General features: G+C 62.1%; 16 protein-coding genes. 7 read left to right on the forward strand and 9 right to left on the reverse strand.

The features are described from left to right. On the reverse strand, window positions 1–371 hold a 371-nt coding region (locus QXF46_07765; GenBank protein MEM0226757.1), incomplete at its 3' end, for a hypothetical protein. A 299-nt stretch (window positions 372–670) separates the two neighbouring features. Here QXF46_07765 and QXF46_07770 point away from each other — a divergent pair. Then, complete coding sequence (locus tag QXF46_07770; GenBank protein ID MEM0226758.1) at window positions 671–1,000, forward strand: hypothetical protein; 330 nt, start codon at window positions 671–673, stop codon at window positions 998–1,000. Between the two features lie 321 nt (window positions 1,001–1,321). Here QXF46_07770 and QXF46_07775 read toward each other — a convergent pair whose 3' ends face one another. Continuing rightward, on the reverse strand, window positions 1,322–2,149 hold the full coding sequence (locus QXF46_07775; protein MEM0226759.1) for a hypothetical protein: 828 nt from the start codon (window positions 2,147–2,149) through the stop codon (window positions 1,322–1,324). Window positions 2,150–2,243: 94 nt separating this feature from the next. On the opposite strand from QXF46_07775, the gene QXF46_07780 reads away from it, so the two are divergent. From QXF46_07780 to QXF46_07795, 4 genes are read left to right on the forward strand one after another with little or no spacing between them, the layout of a single operon-like run. Continuing rightward, the gene (locus QXF46_07780; GenBank protein ID MEM0226760.1) at window positions 2,244–3,776 is read left to right on the forward strand and encodes an amidohydrolase; all 1,533 of its coding nucleotides are present in this window, start codon (window positions 2,244–2,246) and stop codon (window positions 3,774–3,776) included. 54 nt (window positions 3,777–3,830) lie between these two features. Further along, on the forward strand, window positions 3,831–4,115 hold the full coding sequence (locus QXF46_07785; GenBank protein MEM0226761.1) for a hypothetical protein: 285 nt from the start codon (window positions 3,831–3,833) through the stop codon (window positions 4,113–4,115). Further along, window positions 4,112–4,681, forward strand: coding sequence for a hypothetical protein (locus tag QXF46_07790; protein ID MEM0226762.1), 570 nt, complete (start codon window positions 4,112–4,114; stop codon window positions 4,679–4,681). The genes QXF46_07785 and QXF46_07790 overlap by 4 nt, the downstream gene beginning before the upstream one ends. Before the next feature lie 10 nt (window positions 4,682–4,691). Next, entirely contained in the window at window positions 4,692–5,507 is an 816-nt protein-coding gene (locus QXF46_07795; protein ID MEM0226763.1) for a biotin/lipoate A/B protein ligase family protein, read from the forward strand. Here the strand turns inward: QXF46_07795 and QXF46_07800 are convergent. Further along, window positions 5,485–6,546: a hypothetical protein gene (locus QXF46_07800; GenBank protein MEM0226764.1), complete on the reverse strand. Its 1,062-nt coding sequence runs from the start codon at window positions 6,544–6,546 to the stop codon at window positions 5,485–5,487. The two genes, QXF46_07795 and QXF46_07800, sit on opposite strands and share 23 nt — an antisense overlap. Window positions 6,547–6,738: 192 nt before the next feature. On the opposite strand from QXF46_07800, the gene QXF46_07805 reads away from it, so the two are divergent. Together QXF46_07805 and QXF46_07810 are read left to right on the forward strand one after the other, a co-directional pair. Then, window positions 6,739–7,401, forward strand: a complete 663-nt coding sequence (locus QXF46_07805) for a peroxiredoxin (protein ID MEM0226765.1) — start codon at window positions 6,739–6,741, stop codon at window positions 7,399–7,401. A 115-nt stretch (window positions 7,402–7,516) separates the two neighbouring features. Next, a complete protein-coding gene (locus QXF46_07810) occupies window positions 7,517–9,466 on the forward strand; it encodes a glycoside hydrolase family 42 (GenBank protein ID MEM0226766.1) in 1,950 nt (649 codons plus the stop codon). A gap of 65 nt (window positions 9,467–9,531) precedes the next feature. Here the strand turns inward: QXF46_07810 and QXF46_07815 are convergent, their stop codons facing one another. The 6 genes from QXF46_07815 to QXF46_07840 all read right to left on the reverse strand — a co-directional run. Further along, entirely contained in the window at window positions 9,532–10,245 is a 714-nt protein-coding gene (locus tag QXF46_07815; GenBank protein ID MEM0226767.1) for an ABC transporter ATP-binding protein, read from the reverse strand. A 5-nt stretch (window positions 10,246–10,250) separates the two neighbouring features. Then, on the reverse strand, window positions 10,251–11,423 hold the full coding sequence (locus QXF46_07820) for an ABC transporter permease (protein MEM0226768.1): 1,173 nt from the start codon (window positions 11,421–11,423) through the stop codon (window positions 10,251–10,253). After that, window positions 11,410–12,945 (reverse strand): hypothetical protein, encoded by a 1,536-nt coding sequence (locus QXF46_07825; protein MEM0226769.1) that lies wholly within the window; start codon window positions 12,943–12,945, stop codon window positions 11,410–11,412. The genes QXF46_07820 and QXF46_07825 overlap by 14 nt, the downstream gene beginning before the upstream one ends. 31 nt (window positions 12,946–12,976) lie before the next feature. Further along, window positions 12,977–13,453 (reverse strand): hypothetical protein, encoded by a 477-nt coding sequence (locus QXF46_07830; protein MEM0226770.1) that lies wholly within the window; start codon window positions 13,451–13,453, stop codon window positions 12,977–12,979. Beyond that, window positions 13,450–14,706, reverse strand: a complete 1,257-nt coding sequence (locus QXF46_07835) for a DUF58 domain-containing protein (GenBank protein ID MEM0226771.1) — start codon at window positions 14,704–14,706, stop codon at window positions 13,450–13,452. The genes QXF46_07830 and QXF46_07835 overlap by 4 nt, the downstream gene beginning before the upstream one ends. Next, the coding region (locus tag QXF46_07840) for a MoxR family ATPase (protein MEM0226772.1) at window positions 14,669–15,535 on the reverse strand (867 nt) is incomplete at its 5' end. The genes QXF46_07840 and QXF46_07835, both read right to left, overlap by 38 nt.

The following is a 15,535-nucleotide window of genomic DNA, read 5'->3' on the forward strand; positions in this document are numbered from 1 at the left end:
GGCAGGCTGATGCTCTCCCTGAGATTCGAGTGGCAGGGTGGCGGTATGGAGCACGTGAGGCTTCTGTACTCCCTCCACGCGACTGGTGCCTGCACTCTAACGGCTAGGTGCTTCGCATCATCGTTGACCCTCTGCTCGGAGAGCACGACGATCAGCCGTGGGTCGAAGTGGCTTCGGTAGGCGTACCCGACGCCGTTCGCGTACTCGATCTCGCTCGCACCGGTGAGCCTGCTCAAATCGTACTCCACGCCTGGCTTGTTCAATACGACCTCTACGGCGTAGACGTCCGCCGGGCTGAAACAGGCAGCCACTAACGGCAGCACTACAGCGGTCACCAGCACGAGTACCGCTGAAGCGGTTTTCCCGCTCAAACTCATCTCGGCTCGAAATCCTATACCGGGCCCTAGTAAAGAGGCAAACGTTCTGAACGGGGCGTAAACACCTGTGAACGCATCCTCAAGGGCAGCCTAAAACCGGAGACACTGAGTCTGGCGGATGCCGGTCTACCCATTCGAATGGAGTAGCGCGCAACGGTGGGGTCGGTTGTCCAGTACAATGCTACTCTGCGCGGATTTGGAAGGTTAAACATGGTTTTCGGAAACTTGGAGCGGTAATGGTGCTCAATAAGTCATGAAACGTTTATAGGAAGATACAACGCTGTAAGGCAGGCGTGAGAATGGCAAGTTGGGGATCGGCTTTTGCAGCTGCTTTGAAGATACTTCTGATGTGCGCTGTTTGGTACATTATCGGATTAATTATAATTGTCACAGGCCTAGCTGCTATGGGATCCTCGCTTCAGGCTTTAATGCAGTCCATGATGGGTTCACCGTACGGTGCTCCTCAAGTTGATTTCACCGGCCTAGTTGCCGGCCTTGTGCTCATAATCGTCGGGCTGACCATCGCATCGCTTGGGTCGATAGCGACCTTCCTCAAGTACTCGGCTGAGTACTACGCTAGAGAAATCATTCGATACCTCCCGCCTCCCCCGCCCCCAACGTAGATCCAGGCCCCTCGAACCCGGTTCAGCGTGTGTAGGCAGTAGTGCTCCAAACCGAGGAACGTAGAGTTACTGTGGGAAGTGCCGTGGTGGCGCGTAGCAACCGTTCAGCCCCCGCTCGAGTCTGGTACAACGCTTTGCGAGCCTCTTGCTGCTACTCGTGATCTCCGTGTATCTGCGGCAGACATAGCGTTGAAGCGAAGAGAAGGGTGTGCGCCCCTAGAGAGTTCCCGCACAAACAAGCTTCAACTGTGTCTTGAAGCCGCTGTTGGGGAACCCTGTGCGCGTAAAGGCTGTGGAGCGCATCGCAATGATCGCCCCCCTCTAGCCTTTAACCGTGAGCCTGGTCCACGCCGCAAACCGCCTACCCTCCGCTTCCATGTAGGGGAAGCGAGCTTCAATAACGTAGTCTCCCGCCTCACTTAAGCGTAAATCGTACTCGAAGGAGATGGACGCCGTGGCTTTCAGAACCCGTTCCTCGAGGACCTGTATGCACGGCACGCTAGGGTCGAAACCTGCGGGGTAGACCTCGACGGGCTCAACCCCCTCTCTGTGTAGGAGGACTCTCGTGTCCGGGTGGCACGGCGTCGGGGAGATGTAGTTGAAGTCTTCGGGCATCAAGTTGAAAACCGTTACTCGAATTCTCCGCGTGGAGCCTACGTTAGCCACAGGTTCACCCACATCGATGAAGATCAGGATGTTGAGCTCGCTCGAAAGGGAGGCTGTTATAGCCTGCAGCAGTGCGTGGAGGTGCGTCAGCTCGGAGGGTACTTTGCTGAGATCCGTCCACATGTAAGTGAGCGTTCTACCTCCTCTTCGGACAACCAGGCTGTAGGTGAAGTAGTCGGCACCCCCCTCCGGCTCCAGCTTCAAGCCGTTGGGGTGGGATGAGAGCAGTTTCTCCAACCTGCTGGTTAAACCGCTCAAAACCTGCTGGGGTAGTTTGGCGGACCTCACCGTGTTGCCTCTAACCCTGTACACCGCGTCTCCGCCGGAACTGAGAACGATTCCGTCATTCCTACCCCAGAAGCCCCCCGTGATGCTGTACTCGAGGGTGAAGCCGGCTTCCCCCCTCCTTAGGGATGATGTAATGAGGAGAATCATCACGGCAACAGTGGCGCAAACCCCCGCTAAGTGTATGGTGACTTTCACTATGTTCGTGGTTTAGAGGATTTCCAGCTAATATATTCATCGTCCAGGCCGTTTAAGGTACAACCTTTAGCGTTTAACGGGAGGTCTATAAGGCGTGCTCAACGAGGTGCCTGTGCGCCCCTTAGCTGTTGCTGGAAGGGTTCTAGAGGGGTTCGACGAGAGTGGGAGGCCGATCTGGCACGACGGCATGGTGGTGGAGGGGGGCCGCGTAGTCTACCTGGGTTCTCGCGCGAGGGAGGTGGCGGGGCCCGGGGCTACGGTGTTGGAGGTGGACGGCGTTGTGCTGCCGGGCTTCACCGACTCCCACGCTCACCTTTCGAGCCTCGGCCTCTCGTTGAAGACGCTGGATCTGAGGGGTGTGGACTCGATCGGGGAGTTGAAGAGGAGGGTTGCGGAAGCCGCGCGCAAGCTGGGTCCCGGTGCGTGGATCCTGGGTAGGGGTTGGGATCAGGAGTTGTTCAAGGAGGGTAGGTGGCCTACGCGGTGGGACCTCGATGAAGCGGCCCCCAGCAACCCGGTGCTGCTCGTCAGAGTGTGCGGCCACGCGGCTGTCGCGAACACGCTCGCTCTCGCTGCTGCTGGAATCACGGATTCCACGCCCGACCCGCCCGGCGGCATCATCGAGAGGGAGGGTGGCAGAGTGACGGGCGTCCTGAAGGAGTCCGCCGTTGAAATGGTGCTCGCCGTTGCCCAGAGGGGGTCTGCTGAGGCGATGGTCCGCGAGGGGGTTGAAGCCCTGCTGGCCAACGGGGTGACATGCGTCCACGCGATGTCCGTCAGAGGGGAGGAGCTGGCCGCGCTCGTGAAGCTCGCTGAATCGGGGGAGCTGCGCGTGCGCGTGAGAGCGTACCTCGACTCGAGCGTCCCTGATCCGAGGCCGCTGAGCTTGGGGTACCTGCGCGTGGTCGGCTTGAAGGCCTTCGCCGACGGCAGCTTGGGCGCTAGGACGGCTGCCCTCCGGGAGCCCTACAGCGACGACCCGGGCAACTCGGGTGTCCTTCTGATGGATCGAAGCGCGATCGCCCGCGCGCTGGAGATGGCTGGAAGGAGGGGTTTGCAGCTGGCGGTTCACGCGATCGGGGATAGAGCGCTCGAGGAGGTGGTTGAAGCGGCGAAGCTGGTGCGGGGGAGCCTCAGGGTTGAGCACGCTTCAGTGGCTCCGCCCGACCTGCTGGACCGGCTGGCTGAGCTCGGTTTACCGGTGAGCGCTCAACCGAGGTTCATCATCAGCGACTGGTGGATCGTCTCGAGGCTGGGTATGCGGGCGCGCTGGGCCTACCCGTTCAGGAGCATCCTCCAGCGCGGGATCAACCTCAGCTTCTCCTCTGACGCCCCCGTCGAGCCCTGCAACCCATGGGAGGGCGTCTACGCTGCCGTGACGAGGGGTTCCCTCGAGGGCCTGCCCGCGTCCCGGCTCTGGGCCTCCGAGGCCTTGAGGGTCGAGGAAGCCGTGAGGTGCTACACGGAGGCTGCGCCCAGGATCCTGGGCGAGGCTTACGGGAGGCTGAGCCCAGGCTACCCGGCGGACTTCATCGTGGTTGACGGGGACCCGTTCAGCCTACCGGGGGGAGAGGTCAGGCGCGTACGAGTGCTCGCCACCTACGTTGACGGCGTGAGAGTGCGCTAGGGCGGGCTGCGCGCACCTTATTAGAAGGTTCTCCTTCTGGTTACCGTGTTTGCAGTGGGCGAGGCCCGTCTGAAGGCCGTGAAGGGGCTCATCAGGGCGAGGGTGGTGGTCGATAGGGGTAGGGGCGTCGTCGTAGATGCGAGCGTCACCGGGGACTTCTTCGTGTACCCGGAGGACTGCGTCTTCCGGCTTGAGGAGGAGCTTAGGGGGGCTCCGGTCGGCGAGGTGAGGGAGAGGGTTGAGCGTGCGCTGAGCGGGGCGAAGCTCGTCGGCTCGACGGTGGAGGACTTCGTTAGGGTGGTCGAGGAGGCCGTGAGGGCTGCCGGGTGGAGCGGGTGAGGTCGCGCTGCAGGGCGTTCTGGGCCAGCGTGAGCGGGCTGGCTAGGAGGGCTTGGGAGGAGAGGAAGCGGTACCGCATGCTGACCCCGCAGGAGGCGCTGCTGCTCCTCCTCAACATCTCCGTGCTACCGGTGATGCTCTGGACCTCCAGTCTGCTTCTGACTGGCGCGAGCGTCTTCCTCGCCCGATCCTTCTACCCCCACGCGGCGCTGGTGATCTTTGTCAACAACCTGATGGCTGCCGGGCTGATATCGCTCACAGCTACGACTGCGAGGAGGCTCTCCTGGGTTTGGGCGCTCTCGAGCGAGGCTGTGAGCAGGAACGCTGGTAAAGCGGCGCTGCTCTTCACCACCTGCGTCTTCGCTGTCTCACTCTACATGAGGAGGAACATCGTATCCCCGATCCTCTTCCTCCTCCCGCACTTCTGGCTGGAGTACATGGCCTTGGCGGTGGCCGCGTACGCCGGCTTCAAGCCCTCACCGAGAGTCTTCGCCGCGTCCGCAGCCCTCCTAGCGGTGGCCGCGCTGTTCGAGGTTGCCGCAGCTGCAACCTTCGCGAGCCGTTGAGGTGCCCCCCATGGTGAGGGAGCTGAGGGTTCTCCTGTACGAGACCCCCGGCGACCCCTTCATGAACCTGGCTTTCGAGGAGGCGCTCGCGAGAGCTAGGGGCGCGGGCCTGATTCCCGACACCCTTCGGATCTGGAGGAACGCGAGGGCCGTCGTCATCGGCTACTTCCAGAGGGCTGAGGAGGAGGTGGACCTGGCTGAGGCGGAGAGGCTCAAGGTCAGCGTCGTCAGGCGGTTCACGGGCGGGGGAGCGGTCTACCACGATCTCGGCAACGTGAACTACGCGCTCGCCGTTAGCCTCCCCTCCAGCGACCCCGAGGGCTACGCCTACGGCTACCTGCTGCGCGGGACTCTAAGGGCGCTGGAGAAGCTGGGGGTTAGAGCGTCCGTGGAGAACGTGAACGACGTGGTCGCCGCCGGCAGGAAGGTCTCGGGGACGGCTGCCAGCTTCAGGTGGAACTGCTGCTTCCTTCACGGCACGCTCCTCGTCGACGCCGACCTCGACGCGCTCTCGAGGCTCCTGAAGCCCGCGGTGGAGAAGCTGTCCAGTAGGGGGATTTCAGACGTGAAGCGTAGGGTCGTGAACCTCTCGGAGCTGCTGGGGGTGAAGCCCAGCTACCGGAGGATCGTCTCGGCGCTCGTGGAGGGGTTCGCGGAGCTGCTGGGCGCTGAGGCCTACTTCGACCTACCCCTAAGGGAGGAGCTCGAGGTTGCCGAGCTCCTGTACGAGCGGAAGTACCGCAGGGTTGAGTGGAACTTGAGGAGGGCTCCGCACAGCGCGTTCGCGGGGCTGGAGGAGGAGATCAGGGGGGTTTTGAGAGGCTGACGACCTGCATCCGGAAGGGGTCGGGTATCGCCCCCCACTCGGGCCTGAAAGCCGCGTACTCCTCCCCGTGTCCATCGTTTATGTCGTAGAAGATCCATACCCCTATGGCCCGATCGGCCCCCCTGACGAGTTGGAGCTTCCTGGAGATGCCCTCAAGCCACTCCTTCGGCGTTCTAGCCCCGTGGTAGCCGGTGACCACCATCTGGCAGGGGAGCAGGTTCGAGTAGGCGCTAAGCGCGTCCTCCGAGTAGAGCTCGGTGACGACGAGGAACGGGGGATCCTTCGCCGCTAGGTCCACGGCAACCCTGACGAAGGGCTGGTCGATCCACGCCGCGTACAGGGGCTTCAGCCGGTCGGGCAGCGAGTTGTAGAAGCTGAGGACGTCGTCGGCAACCATCCTGTCGATCCAGCCGTACCAGACCGCGATCCTCCAGGTCGAGTTGAGCTGGGAGAGGAAGTCCATCACGCTGAGAACCAGCCTGTTCATCCGGGTGCCGGGGACCAGGTACTCTCGCTCAGCGCCGTACTTCCACTTGGGGAAGATGGCCCACATGATCCTCAGCCCTTGCTCGGCTGCGATGCTGTCGAGGAGCTTAAGGTTGCTGTAGTAGAGCTCGGTGTCGTCGGCCGGTACGACGATGATGACCGTGTTGTAGACCATCGATATCGCTCGGAAGTCCTCCTCCACGTAGCTGCGGTAAGCGCTGAGGTTCGCGTAGACGTAGAAGTAGATCCTATCCCCGTAGCGCTCCCTCCACTCCGGCGAGCTCGCCCCGGAAGGGAGTATGTATGCGATGGCCCTCACCCCGGGGGGAACGGTGCAGCTGGCACCGGCGGCCTCCCGCCTTAAGGTTTCCTCCAACTCTCGAAGCCTCTCCTGCAGCTGCTGCCGAACCCTCTCAACCTCCCTCAAGGTTTCCGAAAGCTCCTTCAGCCTTCTCGTTAACTCGGCCACCCTCATCAGGACGACAGCGGTTACTAAAAGAGAGGCCGCAGCTACGATTAAAGCCACCGCTGCTACAACGTAGCGAACGTCCACGGAGAGGCCTAAGCTGCAGCCTTTTATAAGTGCGCCCCCGATTTATTTCTGAAAACCAACTTGTTCTCAATAGGTTCATCGTTAATGACGGTGGAATATGTTATAAACAAATAGTTAAATGCTTTAATTCATTGTTTTTCTTATGAAGCCGTTAACTATTTATATCTACTGAGTTCTAACTAGTCGATGCATATGGAGCCAGGAAGGTTCCCCCTGATAGGGGAGAAAGTACCATCATTTACGGCAAAGACAACGCACGGTGTGATAAACTTCCCAGATGATTACAAAGGCAAATGGATCGTCCTCTTCAGCCACCCGGCCGACTTCACACCGGTCTGCACCACGGAGTTCGTAGCCTTCCAGAAGAGGTTCGAGGAGTTCCAGAAGCTCAACGTGCAGCTCATCGGCCTCAGCATCGACCAGGTGTTCAGCCACATAAAGTGGGTTGAGTGGATCAAGGAGAAGCTGGGCGTTGAGATAAAGTTCCCGATCATCGCCGACGACACGGGTGAGATCGCGAAGAAGTACGGCATGATCCACCCCGGCAAGGGGACGAACACGGTTAGAGCGGTCTTCATCATCGACCCCAACGGGATACTCAGAGCGGTGTTCTACTACCCGCAGGAGCTTGGGAGGAACATCGATGAGATCCTGAGGGCCGTCAAGGCTCTCCAGGTGAGCGACCAGCACAAGGTGGCCATGCCGGCGAACTGGCCGAACAACGAGCTGATCGGCGACAAAGTCATCATCCCACCCGCTACAGACGAGAAAACGGCCAAGGAGAGGCTTGAGAGAGCCGCGAGGAAGGAGATCGAGTGCTACGATTGGTGGTTCTGCTACAAATCACTGCAGTAGAAGCCACGTGCTAAAACTCTAAACCCTTTTCTTTTCCCTTTTTCTTCCCACTTCTCGAGCAGCCCCGCTCATAGTTCAGTAATATATCTCCCTCGTAGCCGGGGGTTTGAGAGGTATGAGGACCGTGAAATCGGGCTCGCTTGTGACGGTGGACGGGAGTTTTCGATTCCTCCTTGGAGTGAACTACTGGCCCCGCCTCCTCAACATCAGGATGTGGAGGGACTGGAGCGAGGAGGCGGTTAAGCAGGATGCGCTGCAGATGAGGGAGCTCGGCGTGCGTGTTGCGAGGGTGTTCATCAAGTGCGAGGATTTCGCCGACGAGCAGGGGGGTGTGAGGGAGGAGGCTGCGGCGAAGCTTGGCAAGCTCCTCGACATTCTCGCCGAGAACGGTGTTGGGGCTTTCGTGACCTTCCTCGTCGGCCACATGAGCGGTAAGAACTGGCCGATACCCTGGACCAGCTTCGAGGACCTCTACGAACCTGCGTCAGTCGAGAAGACGCTTCGCTTTGTGAGAAGCATAGTTGAGCGCTTCAAGGGGCACCCCGCTGTTGCGGGTTGGATCCTGAGTAACGAGCTGAGCCTCGTGAAGCGGGCCTCCAGCAGGGGTGAGGCGCTTCAGCTGCTCCGCTCATTCGCTTGCACCGTGAAGGGTTTAGATGGGGACCACGTCGTGAGCTCCGGTGACGTGCCGGACAGCTACATGCAGGAGACGCCGAACGTCAGGGACGTCGTGGACTATGTGGGCCCCCACCTATACCTCTACGACAGTGACGAGGTGAGGCATGGGTACGCGTACGCCTCCTACATCGAGCTGTTCTCCTGCGCCGGCTCCGCGCCCGTGATCCTGGAGGAGTTCGGGTTTAGCACGCTCCAGTACTCGGAGGAGAGCCACGCCCGCTTCATCAACGAAATCCTCTACACGGCGCTGGCCCACGAGGCTTCAGGCGCCTTCGTGTGGTGCTTCTCCGACTTCCCCCACGAGAGCGACCCGCCCTACGAGTGGAGGCCCCTGGAGTTGGGCTTCGGGCTGGTCCGGAGGGACGGGTCGTGGAAGCCGGCCGCCCACGTCTGCAGGAGGTTTGCGTCCGAGCTGGGCGCGCTGGAGGAGTTGGGGCTGCACACCCGGTACAGGAGGGTGGCTTCAGCGGCTGTAGTCGCCCCCTTCTACCTCTTTCGCGACTACGAGTTCGTTTGGTACAAGCAGGCGTTGGGCTTCTACGGGATTGCCCAGCTGTTGTGCGCGGGCTACGCGGCATTGACAGGTGCTAGCGTGCCTGCCAGAATCGTCTACGAGCTCGACGTTGAGCGGACCTTTGGTTGGGCGAAGCTGCTCACCCTGCCATCCACCGTTGCTGCCCTCGCATCCACTTGGAGGAGGCTGGTCGGCTACGTTGAGAGCGGAGGCGTGCTCTACGCGTCCTTCATCAGGGGGCTGGGTGGCTTCAGGGCGCTCCACGACTCCCCAACCCACCTCTGGGTGGAGTTGTTCGGGGTTGAAAACACGCTTGAGGCGGGGAGCGTCGGTAGGAGCCTGGCTGGGAGGATCGAGCTCGTCTTTGAGAGGGACGTGCCACCGATTCGGAAGGGGGAGAGGCTGACGTTAGTCGCGCCAGAGCCCCTATGGGTGTTCACGGCGGAGCCTGTCGATGCTGAGGTAGTGGCAGTCGATGGTGAGGGGCGGCCAATGCTATTCGCGGCGCAGCGGGGGAGGGGTAGGGTTTTCCTCTCACTGCTCCCCTTTGAGGCGGTACTGGCTAGGCAAGAGAAACTCGAGTGGAGCTTCTGCAGGTTCTACGAGGCCCTGGCGAACTCGGCTGGCATCGAGAGGCCTTACGTGAGTAGCGACCCGAGAGTTGAGGTTCAAACCTTCGCCTCGGACGACAGCGACGTGGTGTTCGCCATCAACCACTCTCGCGAAGCCGTTGAAGCGGTTCTCACTCCATCGAAGCCGGTTGAGGAGGCCACGAGGCTGGGCGGGGACGCCGAGCTGAGGAGCGTGAAGCGGAGCTCGCTGTCGCTCACGATGCCCGGTAAATCGGCAGCGGTACTGCTCGTACGCCGGTGATCGCCAGCTTCAGGGCCGCGCATCCGCCTTTCGCTTTTTCCGCTCAAAGCGAATCGGTTGCTCAGCTACCTTACGGTGAGCCTGCCAAACTCGCCTTTGGTGTAGACTCCGGCTACCGCTCCATCGACGAGCCTTACGGCTCTATCGCAGTAGTCGAGGAGCTCCAGGTTGTGCGTGGCCATCAAGATCGTGACTCCGAGCTCGTCCACGAGCTTTCGGAAGAGGCTCATCACGATTCTCGCGTTAGCTGAGTCGAGGTTCCCCGTCGGTTCGTCCGCTATGAGCAGTTTGGGCTGGGTCACCAATGCCCTAGCGATCGCTACGCGCTGCTGCTCGCCGCCGCTCAGCTCTGTCGGCCTGTGCCTGGCTCTATGCTCGAGGCCTACGAGCTTCAAAGCCTCCAACGCTCTCCTCCTACGCTCCTTCGGGTCGACTCCTCGAGCCACGAGCGGCAGCTCCACGTTCTCCAGGGCGGTGAGCCTCGGGATCAGGTGGAAGAACTGGAAGACGAAGCCCACGTACTCGTTCCTGTACCGGCTCAGCTCCCTATCACTCTTCAGCGAGCTGACCTCAATACCCCCCACTCTGACGATGCCGCGCGTCGGCCTGTCGAGGCCCCCTATGAGGTGGAGCAGCGTGCTCTTCCCGGAGCCGCTGGGCCCCACAACGGCGAGGAACTCCCCTCGATCGACCTCGAGGTTGACGCCCCTCAAGGCCTGGACTTTGGCCTTCCCGAGCTCGTACTCCTTCCAAAGGTCCCGTACCTCCACCATCGGCATTGCGATCACTCGTACCGTAGGGCCTTCACGGGGTCAAGCCTTGCAGCCGTCCGGGCGGGGACAGCGGCTGCCAGGACGTTTGCGAGCAGGGGGGCTGACAGGGCGATGAGCAGTAGCTCGGGTGTGAGGCTCGGGGTTAGCCTGATCATGAATAGGGGGATCGAGAGGAACCGCGAGGCTGCTAGGCTGAATACTAGGCCGGCGCACCCGCCGATCAGCGAGACGAGGGCTGCCTCCGCCAGGAAGATGAGGAGCACGTCTTGCGAGGTGAAGCCGACGGCTTTCAGCACGCCGATCTCCTTGACCCGCTGCACAACGCTGATCGCGGTGCTGTCGAAGATCCAGAGCGCCGTGATGCCGACGCTGAGCACCGAGATGAACGCTAGGAATCCGCTGAGGGCGTTTACGAATATCCCGAGCTGGTTGACCATCGCGATCGGGCTGAACACGTTGGATCGAGGTGGTGCGAGAGCCCTAGCGTAGTCGGTGATCTGCTGCGCGAGCGAGGGGTCCTCCAGCACGAGGATTGCAGCCTGGTAAACCCTTCTACCGCTCACGTACGTTGTGTAAGCCTGGGGGTCCATGAAGATGGAGTCGTCAACCGAGATCCAGGTTCTGAAGCCGAAGGGTCTCGCCAGGCCGGCGATGATGACGCTCAAGCTCTTCCCACCGATCGATAGGGTGAGCACTCCACCTATCTCGTGTATCCGAGCCCCGGTGCTCTGGTCCATCCACAGGTTCGCGCCGAGGATGACGCCCAACCCCTGCGGGGTTTGAACACCTTCCTCGACGAACGTGCTCAAGTCGGCCAAGCCGAGCAGCTCGGGCAAGTGCTCGGGTGCGACGGAGATCACCGTCACCGTCCTGTAGCCCGAAGGAGTCGCTAGAGTGGCTTGAGCCGTTGAGACCCCAAAGCAGGTTCTAACGCCGGGTATGGTGGAGAATAGCGCTAGGTCAGCATCTGTGAGGCCCGGAGCCGGGTTCGTTACGATCACCGAGTTAGCGGCTAGGGTTCTCCCTAGAAGCTCGGTGAACGCCTGCTGGAAGGCGCTACCCAGGCCGAGAGCGAGCGAGAGCGCTGTCACGGCTATCGCGACACCGACGGCCGCTCCGGCAGCCCTACCCTTCCTCTCGCTCAACCCCCTCAGCGCGTACCACGCGTAGTCAACTACTCTCACGTTTTCTCCCCCTTCTGAGGAGAATGAAGCCGAGCGCGGCGACGACCAGGACGATTACTATCGTCCACGGCACGCTGCGCGGGTTCTCGCGCGCGTTCGCCGCGGGTGGTGCCTCCCTAACGACCACCGGAATGTCCCTTGAAACCGTTATCTTCTCCCCGTAGTACCCCTGGTAGGTGATCGTCGCCCTGACGGTGTACAGGCCAGGCTGAGCGGCGCGGAGGGAGAAGGGGACGGCCGTCGGCGTATAGGGGCTAAGCTGTCCGAGGAACTGGCTGACGCCCCTGAGCGGCACCAACCCCTGCGGGGGTGTAAGCGTGACATTGACGCCGAAGATGGGAGCCGAGCCCAGGTTCATCAGGGTTAACGAGATCGTAGCGATCGCCCCGGCGGCGGGCTCGGACGGCGTGACCTCTATCGATGTTACCTCCACTCTGGCGACCTCGAGGGCTACGAAGCTGAGCGAATCCCTCAGCACCTTCAGGTTCCCATCGCTGCCGATGTAGGTGAGAGTGTAGGGGATGGACCTAGCCCCCCTCTCACCGTAGGGGACCTTCACCTCCACCTCCGCTCTAGCTTCGCTGCCCGGCGCCACGTCGCCGATGCGCAGGATTGCCGGCTCCACCGAGACTGCCGAGCCGGGCTGCGACCAGATGTAGAGCGTCGCGTTCCTCGCGGTGTCGCTACCGATGTTCCGGACGACGATCGACGCGCGAGTTGTGGAGGCTGTCGGCAGCGTCTGTGGCTCCAGGTAGACGAGCAGTGCCCCGGTGCCGGCTACGAGCGCGTACGTGAGCGCCCTCTCGGTGTACGAGCCTGTGGAATCGACGTAGCTGAGCGTGATCGTCAGCGTCACGGGGTTGGAGAGGGGGAGCAGCTGGAAGGTTAGAACACTCGATTCCCCAGCCTTCAGTGGGCCGAAGCGGGTTCTCAACGGGCTGGCCGCTCCCAGGGTTGCGGCTCCTGAGGGGGTGAGGGAGAGCTCGAGCCACTCGACGGTGGAGCCCCTCCTGTTGGTGATGGTCAGGGTCACGTTGGAGGCCACGCCCAGCGTCAGGCTCGCCGGGGTAACTGACACCTCTATGAGGGGCTCGAAGGGCGGGTTCAGGGTGATGCTGAGGGAGGCGGAGCCCGGTATGCGGTTGACGATGACGCCCGTCGCCGCCTGTCGGGCTGTCGAATCGTAGTAGACGAGGATGCTGAGCGTGCAGAGTTTGTCATCGGTGAACCTCAAAGCGATGTCCATGCTCCTGGCCGCGCCGGGCGCGAGCGCGCCGAGAGGGATTCTATCAACGCCCACAAGCTGGCAGCTGCCGTAGCTGCGCACGACAGCCTCCGAGTTCAGCAGAGTGTCACCGCCGTATGCCGCGATGGACAGCCTGGCGACGCCAACGTCCCCGGGCTCGACGGGCCTTCTGACCCATGAGAGTGAGATGAGTGAGAGCTGAGGTTGAGCCATTGAGATGGCCGTGAAAGCCAGGATCGCTGCCGCCACGAGAGCCGGTGCAACCTTCGTGAGCACGCGGGGATTGCTGGAGGGCTAGTTTTGTGCTTTATGGTGGCCTCCTCAAGCTGAGGGCTAGGAGCACCAGGATCGCCACTAGCAACACCGCTAAGCCGAAATCGAGCACGAGCGACAGCGACTCCGCCGCAGCGGTGACGGCTGCCGTGACCGGTAGAGCGAGCGCGGCGACCCCGGTCACCTGCTCAAACTTCCTCCTCAAGTAGCCTAGGTCGCGCGCCGGGCCCGCCCTAGCCACCAGATCCCCTAGCTCCGCAAGGTACAGTGACGCGAGCGTCAGCAGAGCAGCTTGAACCAAGCTTCGTTCCAGGCTCATCGCGACGAGGGTGGGTAGCTGCAGGGCGACGGCCAGCGCTACGAGTGTTCGAGACCGTCTCAGCAGCGCCAGCGCGAAGATGGCGGCCGAGAGGAGGGGGGCAGGCGCCGTCTGGGGGTGGGAGAGGCTCAGTAGGGTTGAGAGGAGGATCCAGGACGCCACGAGAGAGGCGCGCACGAGATCCAGATTCACCACCCCCCTCTAAGAGCCCGGCGCCTCGACGCCTTGAGCAGGAGTGCGCCTGGGGCCCAGTCGACGACGCGGCAAACGCCGCTCAGCTTGACTATGAGGCTCGTCCTCTCCACCTCGAGGATGCGTTGCGCTGCACCACCATCCCCCCTGAACGGGTTGGGGGAGATGACGAGCACGGAGTACTTCGGAGCCAAGTTGAAGATCGAGATGGCGATGTTACTGTCGAGGAGCGGGCTGATGACGATTAGCTCCGCGTTTGGCTTCAAGAGGTAGGGTGCGAGCATGTTGAGAGCGTAGTCGAGCGGAGCCGGCTCGCCGGCCTCCAGCCTAGTCAACTCGTAGAGGACCCTATCCAAATGCCTCCTCCCGAAGCCCGGCCTGACCCACGAGGACTCCCTGCCCCTCGTGACGAGGCCCACCCTGTTGCCGGACCTCAAGAGGCTCAGCGCTAGGGAGGCGGCCAGCGAGACCTCTGCTTCAACCACCTCCTCAACGGTGGCGGGGTCGAGGACCCCGAGGAGGCCCGCGTCCACGACGAGCAGCACGTCTGTAACCCTCTCCTCTACCTGCTCGTTGACCAGCAGCTTGCCCAGCCTGGCGGAGGCCCTCCAGTTCACCCTCCGCAGCTCGTCCCCCGGCGCGTACTCCCTCACCCCGTAGAACTCGTAACCCCTACCGCTGCGCCTCGAAGCCACCTCGCCGGGCCAAACGCCAGTGTAGCTGGCGGCCAGCTTGATCCCCTTCGTGCTCATCAGCTTCGGCAGGGCTACGACTTCGCTCGGATCGGAGGCGACGCTCTCCTCGACAAACAGGCCGAGTGCGTCGCTGAAAACCGCGAGCGTGGGGCCGAGCTGGTAGAAGCCCCTCTTCGGCAGCAGAACCTCGTACTCGAGGCTCGCCCGCCCCCTGAGGTTGAGCAGGAAGGTCGACCCTCCTCCGACGATTGGCGCGGTCGACGGCTCCCGCAGCTCCACGAGGCACGGCTTGTCGCTCGCCACCTCCAAGCGAACCTTCACTCTCTCGCCCGGCATCGCCCTGGTCCTCTCGACGACCCTCGAGACTTTAACGCTGGCCCGCTGGGTGAATAGGCTTGAGAAGCCAACCATCAGCGCCGCCGGAACGGTTAGGGCGATCGGCCTGAAGTTCCTCACCAGGATTGCGGAGGTTATCAGGGCTAGGATGAGAGCCACATAGAGCAGCGCCTTTGCGGTCGGCCTACAACCCCTTTGGGACGGGGACCGCGTTGAGGACATCCCTGATCACGCTCTCCGGCTCGACACCTTTCACCCACTGCTCCGCCCTAAGGACGAGCCGGTGGGCTAGGGCTTCGACGGCAAGCTCCTTCACGTCATCGGGGATCACGTAGTCCCTACCCGCCACCGCAGCCCTAGCCCGCGCCAGCTTCATCAGGATCTCAGCGCCCCTCGGGCTCACGCCCACCTCCACGCGGGGGTGCTGCCTCGTAGCCCTCACGATCGCCACGATGTAGCCGAGGATGGACTCGTCAACGTGCACCCTCTCAACCGCCCGCTGCATCTCAACCACCTCCTCCCTTGTGGCGACCACCTCGACGCGCACCTCGTCGCTCCCCCTCCTGATCCTCCTCCGCAGGATCTCCACCTCCTCGCTCTCATCGGGGTAGCCGACTCGCAGCCTCATCGCGAACCTGTCCAGCTGCGCTTCAGGGAGGGGGTAGACGCCTTCGAACTCGATCGGGTTCTGCGTCGCGATGACGAGGAAGGGCTCCTCCAGCCTGTACGTCACGCCGTCGAGAGTCACCTGCCGCTCCTGCATTGCTTCGAGGAGCGCGCTCTGGGTCTTCGGCGGAGCCCTGTTGATCTCGTCGGCCAGCAGGATGTTGGTGAAAATGGGCCCCTTTCTAAGCTCGAAGTCTCCGGTCCTCTGGTTGTAAACGTAGCTGCCCGTGATATCCGCGGGCAGGAGGTCGGGGGTGAACTGGACGCGCTTGAATTGGAGCCCCAGCGACTGAGCCAGCGTCTTCGCCATCAAAGTCTTAGCGAGACCAGGGTAATCCTCGATCAAAACGTGACCCCTAGCGAGCAGAGCCACAAGGAGCTTCTC

The organism is Thermofilaceae archaeon, from assembly GCA_038731975.1.
Classification (GTDB): Archaea; Thermoproteota; Thermoprotei; order Thermofilales; family Thermofilaceae; genus JANXEW01.